The sequence below is a fragment of the Desulfamplus magnetovallimortis genome (assembly GCF_900170035.1).
Taxonomy (GTDB): Bacteria; Desulfobacterota; Desulfobacteria; order Desulfobacterales; family Desulfobacteraceae; genus Desulfamplus; species Desulfamplus magnetovallimortis.
In genome coordinates this window covers 230,702-240,403 of record NZ_LT828548.1, presented here as the reverse complement: position 1 = coordinate 240,403, position 9,702 = coordinate 230,702, and the positions used below count along the sequence as shown (strand labels likewise).

The following is a 9,702-nucleotide window of genomic DNA, read 5'->3' as shown; positions in this document are numbered from 1 at the left end:
GAGACAAAATCTCCTTTACCTGTATGCTGACACATTTATTTACATTGGTCAGAAACACTGCCCCGATTAGAGGGGATTGAGACCATCTCCGTCATATATGAGCCAGTCTTTTATATAATGGGGGTCAGAAACACTGCCCCCGATTAGAGGGGATTGAGACCTGGCAAAGAGATGAGACTTTCAATCTGACTTTCAATATTTGAGTCAGAAACACTGCCCCGATTAGAGGGGATTGAGACTGGAATACCTTCTGCCCTGCTGCATTCAACTTTTGCACAGAGTCAGAAACACTGCCCCGATTAGAGGGGATTGAGACTTATCCCTACCTCCAGCCAGCCGAGCGGGATGAATTTCGGGTCAGAAACACTGCCCCGATTAGAGGGGATTGAGACCAGCAGTCAATGTCTTCCCTATTGAAGGAAGACATTTTGGTCAGAAACACTGCCCCGATTAGAGGGGATTGAGACTCTCGTCCCATTGCGCGAGGAAGAAGCATCAATCTCTCCTTGCGTCAGAAACACTGCCCCGATTAGAGGGGATTGAGACCATCAAAGCATCCCACAGTGGCTGACCATGCCACGCGTTATGTCAGAAACACTGCCCCGATTAGAGGGGATTGAGACTCCTCTCGGTATTTTTTGTGAAAAATTCATGTTTTTTTTCGTCAGAAACACTGCCCCGATTAGAGGGGATTGAGACTCTATATTTAGAATCTCAGCACATTCATTCAATGTCTTGTCAGAAACACTGCCCCGATTAGAGGGGATTGAGACATTAGAATTGACGATCTGCGATAGCGGCAGAAGTGAACAAACGTCAGAAACACTGCCCCGATTAGAGGGGATTGAGACTATATCTCTCACGATACAGAACGTATCCTGAGGGAGAAACTCCGGTCAGAAACACTGCCCCGATTAGAGGGGATTGAGACTAGCCCCATCTATACTATGCAATCTCAAATAAGTATGACAGTCAGAAACACTGCCCCGATTAGAGGGGATTGAGACTTGAAAGTCATTTCCCTGTCTCCTTTATTGTTTAGTTATGTCAGAAACACTGCCCCGATTAGAGGGGATTGAGACTATGCCTTTTTTGACTTTTATTTTAGAAACGATCATATGCGTCAGAAACACTGCCCCGATTAGAGGGGATTGAGACTTTGATCAATCTGTTCAATTATTCGATCCTCTCTTCTGTCAGAAACACTGCCCCGATTAGAGGGGATTGAGACATTGAAAGAATTCCCTTTGCAGTCACATCGTGTCTCGTCAGAAACACTGCCCCCTATAGTGCTCAGCAAAACTGATACACCTTTGCTCACATAAATTGATACAGTGCTGATTTTAAAAGGCATTCCGAGCTTTTTATTGACAAAATGCTGAACCTATTAAATAGGGTAGAGCAGTTGAACTGCTTAGACACCTATGATCTTGTAAGCCTTGTCAATACTGTCTGAATCAGGATTCCCAAGATTAACAGGATAAGGCAGGATTATCTATCCTGAGTATCCTATCCATCCTGGTTATCCTGGTTCAGACAACTGCAATAAATTCCATCCGGAATTTGCTGAAATTATGCGTGGTCTGCATTAATTTAAAAAAAATATAAAAAATTCACATCTAATTCCCTTTATATATACAGAGGGCTTTCAACTGTTGCAGTTTCCCTCTGCAAATATTGTCAAAAAGACTTAACTTCAGTCTGCAAAAAAGGGAGGAGATGCCATGCCGTCACTGGGATCAGTCGCAAGAGTTATCAGAACACCGGAAACACCAAGAAAAGGGGATGCTTTCAAGTCTGACAAATCTGCAATGAAAAAACTGGACATGTCAGGGATCATCTCTGCAATAGCTCCCAAATCCAGCAACAGTGCAGAAGCAGGAACACCAGGAGACACTGCACAACTCCATCAGGATCAGTTTTTAACCCTTGAAGAGCTTATAAACCCTGAAAGCAATCTCATAAAAAAGGCAAGAAAACGAAGCCTTGACGATATTTTTGAGATGATGCGAAACAACCAGTGGGAAAACATCATCGCCCTTTACCATCCTGTTGAGGAGAAGGCTCCGGATCTGGTGGCATCAGAGGCAGATCTTCCGATAAGGGAAAAGGTGGCATTTGCTCTGGGACAACTGAACAGGTTTGACGAGGCAATTGACCAGCTCACCATATGCATAAGCCGTGAGCCTGACAATTTTCATACTCGATCTTCCCTTGGATATACTGCCTACAACTCCCTTTTTGCCAATAAAAACAGGGAGATCATGCTGACTCCCCAGATGAAGGCAGAACGAATTGCAATTGCCCACGAAAATTTCAGAAAAGCAGAGGAACTGAGGCCGGAGACAGTTACCTGTTATTATCGTCATGGAATGCTGTGCAGCAAGATCGAAGACAAACCGGAGATTGCCCTGCCCCTTTTTCGCAAAGCCTGCGAAAATTGGGAAATGATGGATGAAAACCAACAGACAGCGCACCATCAAGAGAAGAAAAACTACATAAAATCCCTCTATCGCCTGGGAAGTATTCTTCTGGCAGAAGGAGATCCAAATGCAGCTCTGGAGCGCATCAACACCTGCCTTGAACTGGATAAAGATAAAAATCACATATCCCTGACCTTCAAATATTTTGCATTGGGGAAGATACATTTTCACCTTGGCAACCACATAAAAGCAAAGGAGGCGCTTGTATTTGCACTCCAGAGCAGCAAGGGAAAAGCTGACGATTTTGTGGTTGAGCTTCTTGCACGCACACTGCTTGCCCTTAAAAATCCCGCAAAGGCTCTTGAAGTGATGCAGAATGTGCCGGAACATTTGAGGCGACCCTATTTCAGATGGACAGAGTCTGATGTGCTATGCGCCCTGCACAGGTTCAGGGATGCGGAACAGGTTCTGAAAGCATCCACAGAAAAAGATATGCGCTCAAAACACAAGACTCTTATCCGCCTTGCAAAAATATGCTATCTTCAGCACAAATTTGCTGATGCTGCGGCAAATGCAGAGGCTGCTTTTAACTTTTTTCAGCGCCAGTGGGGCAACCCTTACAGTGACGGGCTTTTCTGGCAGGCACTTGCAAATCTTCGCATGAACAGACCCAAAAAGGCCGAAACTCTGGCTCTTGAGCTACAGGAGAACTGCTGCAACTATCCAAAGCTGGATCTTCTTATGGCAAACATAAAAATGCAGAAAGAGTGAGGATATAACAGATCATGGCAGACATACTTCTTACAACCCTGGGCACATGGCAGATCCTGCCGGAACTTCTTGGTTTCACAAATCCTGATATTGTTGATATTTTCAGGAATCATCCCCAAAAGGAGAAAATCAGGAATTCCCGAAGGTTATTTGACATCACACCGGTTGATGAAGTCTGGGTGGTTTCAACATCTGGACAATTCATAGAAAAGTCCCTTAAAAAAGTCAATGAGTGGTACAGCCGACTGGAAAGAACAAAGCGCCCTGTTCTCAAAATCTGGCAGGTGGAAGGGACAGAAGACCTAAGCAGTGAAGATGAGTGCCGAAAAATGAGTGAAGCCATCCACACCATGGTGCATGGTGCATCACAATATTCAGAAGGAGGCAAACTCTTTCTCTCCCTTACAGGTGGGCGCAAAACAATGAGTACTGATCTTCAGAAAGCAGCAGCCTGGTTCGGATGTCAGGCCATGATACATGTTGTTGACAATCCCTCAATCAAGGGTTCTCCTGTTCCATCTAAAATGGATGTGGATGATTTTTTAAGGCCAATACCTGCAGAATACGGAGAGTTGATAACACCATTTGTGGTTGATAAATTTCCTCCCAACCCTGTTCTCTCCATTTCAAAAAAGGAGCTGCCTGTTCTGGCAAAAGCAATGCTCCAGGAAGCTTCTTCAGACCTGCTTTCAAACTTAGAAAATCCGGTACAGATGTTATTAAGGGTTAATCCTGATCTGCCCCTCACCAACACCCTTGACAAACGGCAATCCGATGCAGGGTATCTTATGTGCAACTACACTAACACCATGCTCCAGGGAGAGACTGTCACCAATTTTCTGGCTCTTTACAGTCTGCCCGAAGATACCATAAAAGCCCTTAAAAACTTTAAAATGGGATGTAACCCAGAAGAAGAGAGAAAAGAGCTTCAGCTCATTGAACAGATTCCCAAGGCAGAACTTCACTGTCACCTTGGCGGTGTTGCAGATGTATTTGAACTTATCCGCATTGCCAAAGCTGCCGAAGGAGATATCAGATCTTTTTCATCAAGCCTGAATAACTGGCTTAACCCCCTTAAAGAGGCTGTTAGGCAAAAGGATGCATCAAAGATAACTTTTCTTATAAAATCTTTTAAGGATATCCGGCAAGCTCTACCCGGGGTTCCGGCACATATCACCACAGCATCTTTTATTCTTATTTTTAAGGATAATCCTGAACTCCTGGATGAGGTGATATACGGGGATTACAGGCAGGAAGAATGTTTCTGCGGGATTGAATTTGACGCATATGAACGCACAGGGGATCTTCAGGGGTCAGGATTGCTGACACACCCGAGCTGCCTTAGAGAGGCGTGCAGGGTAATTGCTGAAAAGGCCATTGCTGATAACGTCATTTATCTTGAACTTCGATGCTCTCCGGTTAATTACGCAAGTGACAGTTTCCCCGAATATGCTGTATATGAGACAATCTGCAATACTTTGGAAGAGTATGCAGAGGTTTTGACATGCTCAATTATCTTTATTGCAAGCCGCCACGGAGAAATGGCAATGGTTAATCGCCATGTTGAGCTTGCCTGCCGAATTCTTGAAAAAGAGGCTCAAGCCGGCCATGTTGAAGTACCACTGAGGGGTTTTGATCTTGCAGGTAATGAAGGGGCATGTAGTGCAGCAATTATGCAAAAGCCACTTATGCCTGTAATGGAAAAATGCCTTCATTTTACCATCCATGCAGGGGAGAATCATCCGCCACAGAGCATCTGGGAGGCTGTATATCTTCTCAATGCGGAAAGAATCGGCCACTGCCTGACCCTGAAACAGAACCTCCATTTGATGGAACGATTTCTTGATCGGAATATAGTGTTGGAGATGTGCCCTTCCAGCAATTTCCAGATCATCGGCTACAGGGACAACTATATTGACTCCACATCCAATCTTGATATTTATCCTTTACAGTTCTACCTTGAAAAAGGCCTTAGAGTGACGGTAAACACAGACAACCCTGGCATTTCAAGAACAATTTTTTCAAAGGAGATCCACAGGGCATGCCGAATGACACCCGGGGGCTTGAGCATGTGGGAAATCCTCTCCATTGTAAGAAACAGCTTCAAGGCGTCATTTGCACCACGAAAGGTAAGGCATAGAATTTTAAGGAAAGCTGAAGAGGAGTGCGTCAATTTTCTTAAACAGAAAATGTGAGAGATAGCTGAATGATATTGACCCCGATGTTTCTGGGAGGTTCTGACGGCAATGCAGAGTTACGATCACCCCCTTTGAAAAATGCCCTGCAATACTGGTGGCGCCTGACACAGGGAGATATTGCTCCAGATGAACTGCTCGCAAAGGAACAGGCGCTGTTTGGTGGAGTGCATGAGGACAAAACGAGAAAAATGGAATCACTCCGCAGTGTTGTCGATGTTGTGGTCAGCGGTGAGGTACAAAAAGACAAAAAAGGGAACACCATAAATCACGCCAAACAGGCATGATTGATTTCGTACCAATCACCCCCAAATATAAAAATGATAGTCACTTTCACGATAAAACAAGAGTCATTTTCACTTAAAAGTTCCAAAGGCAAAAAAACAAAAACACTCAACTTTTAAATCAACAGGAGGCCTACAATGCCCAAAGCATTCATATCTTTTCTTGGAACCAATGACTACCTCAACTGTCGTTATGAATTAAACAAAGCCCCTGGAGATATTGTAAAATATGTCCAGGAAGATATTGTCTCTCGCTTTTGCAGGGAATGGAAAAGTGACGACGAAATCAGGATTTTCACAACATCCGATGCCATTAAAAAGAACTGGGAAGATAACGGCCATCTCAACTGGAATACAAAGGAAATTATCAAGAACCCCGGGCTTGGAAAAAGGCTTGAAAAACTTAAAATTCTACCTGCTGTGAAGCGCCATGATATCCCTGTTGGAAACAGCGAAGAGGAGATCTGGCAGATTTTTCAAATTGTCTTTGATACTTTAAGAGAGGGCGAAGAGATAATTTTTGACATAACCCACGGCTTTCGATCCATCCCCATGCTGTTTATGGTACTCATAGGTTATGCACGTTTATTGAAAAAAATTTCAGTAGATGGAATATACTATGGAGCATTCGAGATACTCGGAAGCAAACCCCAAGCTGAAGCCATCCCCGAAACAGAACGAATTGCCCCCATATTTGATCTCACAAGTTTTGAGCAACTTATTGAATGGACAGAGGCAACACAAAGTTTCGTAAAAAATGGAAGTGCCAGGGAGTTTGCAGCACTTGCACAAAAAAAACTCTCTCCTGTTCTTAGGGACAGCCGGGGACAGGACATAGTCGCTACCACCATCAATGAGATTGTAAAAGGCATTGACAAAATCAGCAGTAATCTACTGGTTAACAGAGGTGTAGAAATTATTCAGTATGATTATGAACGAATCAAACAAAAACTGAACCTTCTGCAAAGTGATGATATCTTCATAAGGCCACTTGCACCTCTGATGTCCGTTATGGAAAAAAAGATAGATAGCTTTACAAAAAATGATATAAATAATGGTTTTAAGGCTGTTGACTGGTGTGTAGATCATGGGCTTTATCAACAGGCCATAACCATGCTTCAAGAGAACCTCATAACTTTTATTCTGGCTGGAGAAGGTCTTGACTGGGGTGCTGAAAACAACAGGAAAGCAGCCGCCAGTGCCATTATGATAGTTGCCAACAAAAATCTTAACCTTGATGAGACAGACAGCAATGCCGACCTTGTAAAAAAACTCATGGAAAATGACGTTATCAGGAAATTTGCAGATGAATATGAAAGACTACGTCCAATAAGAAATGATGTGAACCACGGCGGATACCTGACAGAGCAGAACAATAAAGCCAGAAGTGCAGCATCCATTCTGGACAGATTTCACCAAAGCTACAATAACATCATGACAATGCTTGCTAAACCTTGATGGCCGAATTCAAAGGCAAAAGGAGAAACAACATGCGCGATATTTTGATCAGCACAGCAGGAACAAGTCTTACAAATAACATCAACCTTCTTGAAGACGACAATGCCCTGAAAAAAACCCTTGCATCAGGAAACTTCAACGAGGTTGCAGAGCTGCTCTGCAAATTGGACGAAAATGATCGGGACTGCGGAGCCGAGATAAATTCGGTTGCTGCAATCCTCTCACAACAACTCCTTCAACAACGATTTTCCCATATAATTCTTGTCTCTGACACTGAAAAGGGAACTGTTGTGGGGGAAATTCTAAAACAGTACTACACCACAAGAGATAACAGGCAAAGTCGTTTCAGCAATGTAACTGTTCACAGGGTGGAAGGTTTGACATCTGATGATGCTCGCCTTTTCAAGCAGCATGGACTTAAAAATCTTGTTCGTTTGATAGGCGTAACTGTAAGAGAGAACAGCCCTGAACGGATTCTGATCAATGCCACAGGTGGCTACAAGGCTCAGATATCCTTTGCCGGCATGATTGGACAGGCCCTTGATATACCGGTCTGCTACATGTTTGAAGGCTTCAAGGAGGTTATTACACTGCCGCCCCAGCCAGTATCCTTTGATTTTGAATTCTGGCTTCGCCACTATCAGCTTTTCTGCGATCTGGATCAGGTACTGCACAAAGAGAGAAAATGGGACCCTGGGGATGAACGATTTCATGTTTTGATAGATCATGTTGAAATAGATGGCAAACATCTATATGACTTAACCCCCACAGGACTTCTCTTTCACGAAACTTTCAGAAGTAGATTCAAGTCAAGATCCAAAGATCTTCTGCCGGCTGTAAGCCAGATTCAGAAAGAGGATCGAAAAATAGTATATGAGGATGCAAATAGCGGCAAACATAAGGGACTAAAGGGCTATCTTGAAAAAATTGTCTCGTTACCCTTTGTCAACAGTATCTATACCCACTATTACAACCCGGCCATTGAAAAGGGTAACACCTTCAGAAAAACAAGGGACGGCAGAGTTGACTTTATTGACGGAACTTTCTCCAACAATGGAGCAATGACAACCTTCACCATACGCACAACAGCAAAAACAGAGCAGGAGTGGGAGGCTGCCATTGTCTATTTAAGTGAAACCATAGGTATTTAGATGCATACAAAAACAAAAAAGAGAAGATCAAGATGCCTGTTCCTGTTATTCAGCCACACACCCACAACAGAACAGATAGAAGATGCACGTTTATCCCTTGGAGTTGAAAGCATTGTGGCAATGCCCCAAGAGATTAAAAATATATGGCAGCAGTTCCCGCCTGATGTTCTTGCTATAGAACCAATGCTTAAGCCTGTAAAAAAATGGCTCTCACAGAAGAGCAATAAGGGAGATTTTGCCCTGATACAGGGTGATTTCGGAGCCACTTTCCTGATGGTTCTCTATGCAAAGGATATCGGGCTTGTACCAATCTATGCCACAACAGAGAGAAAGGCCACAGAGATCATGCAATCCGACGGCACCCTGACAATAGAGCATATTTTCAAGCACCGCAGGTTCAGGGAGTATGGAAAATGATCCTCAAACTCTCCGGCATTCTGTGAAGCTTTACCATCTGAAAATCCACAAACGCCATCAGATAATTACCCTCCCTAAGCCTTTCGCCATTTTCAACTTCTTTCAACTCAGTGTTCTTTCAAGGTTTAACTGTCTGGTGGTCTATACTCCCCTCTCCAGTCATGGAGAGTTGGCTGGGGGGGTGATGTGACATTAATAACCGACAACTATAACTTGATTTAAGAGTTGAATTTTCTCCAAATCCAATTACTTCTATAGGTGGTTTCTCAGGAAATTCTGCCACAAGCTTTAGTGAGCCTCCCATAGCTTCAACATATCAGCGTAATGCGGATATCATCAGGTCAGCTCTTTTTTCCAGTCTTGATAAAATGGATGATCTCTCTTACGCTACCCAGCTTTCTCGCTCAACTTTTTCATAAGTCAAAAAGTCCAAGTTATTCATATCATTATCATTGGAGACAAGCACAAGATCATATCGTATTGCTGTTGCCGCAATCAATAACTCCATGTCATGAATCGTTTTGCCAACTCTACTCAATTCAGTTCTGAGCTTCACATAATAATCCCAAACATCATCATCGATCTTCAATACAGGAAAAGCCTCTTCAAACACTTCGATCCGCTGTAAATTCTTATCCCTGTTTTGAGATTTTTCCGCTCCAAAACGTAGTTCGGCATCTACCGCTTGGCTGAGATACAAATCTGTAATATCTTTGATTTTATTGATTTTTTCAAAGATATACTGTTCCGTGATTGATCTTTTCTCGGCCTTTTTTCTGGAGCCATTCAGATATTTCACACAAATATTGGTATCAAGTAGATATCGTTTCATATCCTAAAAATCGGCATCTTTCATTTATCGGTTTACACTTTTCTGAACCATGATTTTCATGATTAAGGGATTTTCTTGATTATTCATCATGTTAATCCTTAAATCCTTTAATCATGGTTCAAAATTTTCCGAAAAGTGTAAACTACTTTTGAGCTGATATGAAGGATGCCT

7 protein-coding genes and 1 CRISPR repeat array are annotated in these 9,702 nt (G+C 43.0%); of the genes, 6 read left to right on the top strand and 1 reads right to left on the bottom strand.

Translation table 11 applies throughout. The features are described 5' to 3' along the window. Window positions 1-203: 203 nt before the first annotated feature. Window positions 204-1,231: direct repeats of the CRISPR family, unit length 36 nt; unit sequence GTCAGAAACACTGCCCCGATTAGAGGGGATTGAGAC. Between the two features lie 493 nt (window positions 1,232-1,724). From MTBBW1_RS15955 to csx20, 6 genes are all read left to right on the top strand, one after another. Then, complete coding sequence (locus MTBBW1_RS15955) at window positions 1,725-3,194, top strand: tetratricopeptide repeat protein (RefSeq protein ID WP_139786787.1); 1,470 nt, start codon at window positions 1,725-1,727, stop codon at window positions 3,192-3,194. A 14-nt stretch (window positions 3,195-3,208) separates the two neighbouring features. Next, window positions 3,209-5,389: a CRISPR-associated ring nuclease gene (locus MTBBW1_RS15950; protein ID WP_080804753.1), complete on the top strand. Its 2,181-nt coding sequence runs from the start codon at window positions 3,209-3,211 to the stop codon at window positions 5,387-5,389. An 11-nt stretch (window positions 5,390-5,400) separates the two neighbouring features. Continuing rightward, on the top strand, window positions 5,401-5,676 hold the full coding sequence (locus tag MTBBW1_RS15945; RefSeq protein WP_139786786.1) for a hypothetical protein: 276 nt from the start codon (window positions 5,401-5,403) through the stop codon (window positions 5,674-5,676). A gap of 135 nt (window positions 5,677-5,811) precedes the next feature. Further along, on the top strand, window positions 5,812-7,131 hold the full coding sequence (gene csx2 / locus MTBBW1_RS15940; protein WP_080804751.1) for a TIGR02221 family CRISPR-associated protein: 1,320 nt from the start codon (window positions 5,812-5,814) through the stop codon (window positions 7,129-7,131). Between the two features lie 32 nt (window positions 7,132-7,163). After that, window positions 7,164-8,282 carry a putative CRISPR-associated protein gene (locus tag MTBBW1_RS15935; protein WP_186441369.1) on the top strand — a complete coding sequence of 373 codons (1,119 nt, stop codon included), beginning with the start codon at window positions 7,164-7,166 and terminating at the stop codon, window positions 8,280-8,282. Next, window positions 8,283-8,699, top strand: coding sequence for a CRISPR-associated protein Csx20 (gene csx20, locus MTBBW1_RS15930; protein WP_080804749.1), 417 nt, complete (start codon window positions 8,283-8,285; stop codon window positions 8,697-8,699). It begins immediately after the preceding gene. Window positions 8,700-9,081: 382 nt separating this feature from the next. Here csx20 and MTBBW1_RS15920 read toward each other — a convergent pair whose 3' ends face one another. After that, a complete protein-coding gene (locus tag MTBBW1_RS15920) occupies window positions 9,082-9,531 on the bottom strand; it encodes a type II toxin-antitoxin system VapC family toxin (RefSeq protein ID WP_080804747.1) in 450 nt (149 codons plus the stop codon). Between the last annotated feature and the right edge of the window lie 171 nt (window positions 9,532-9,702).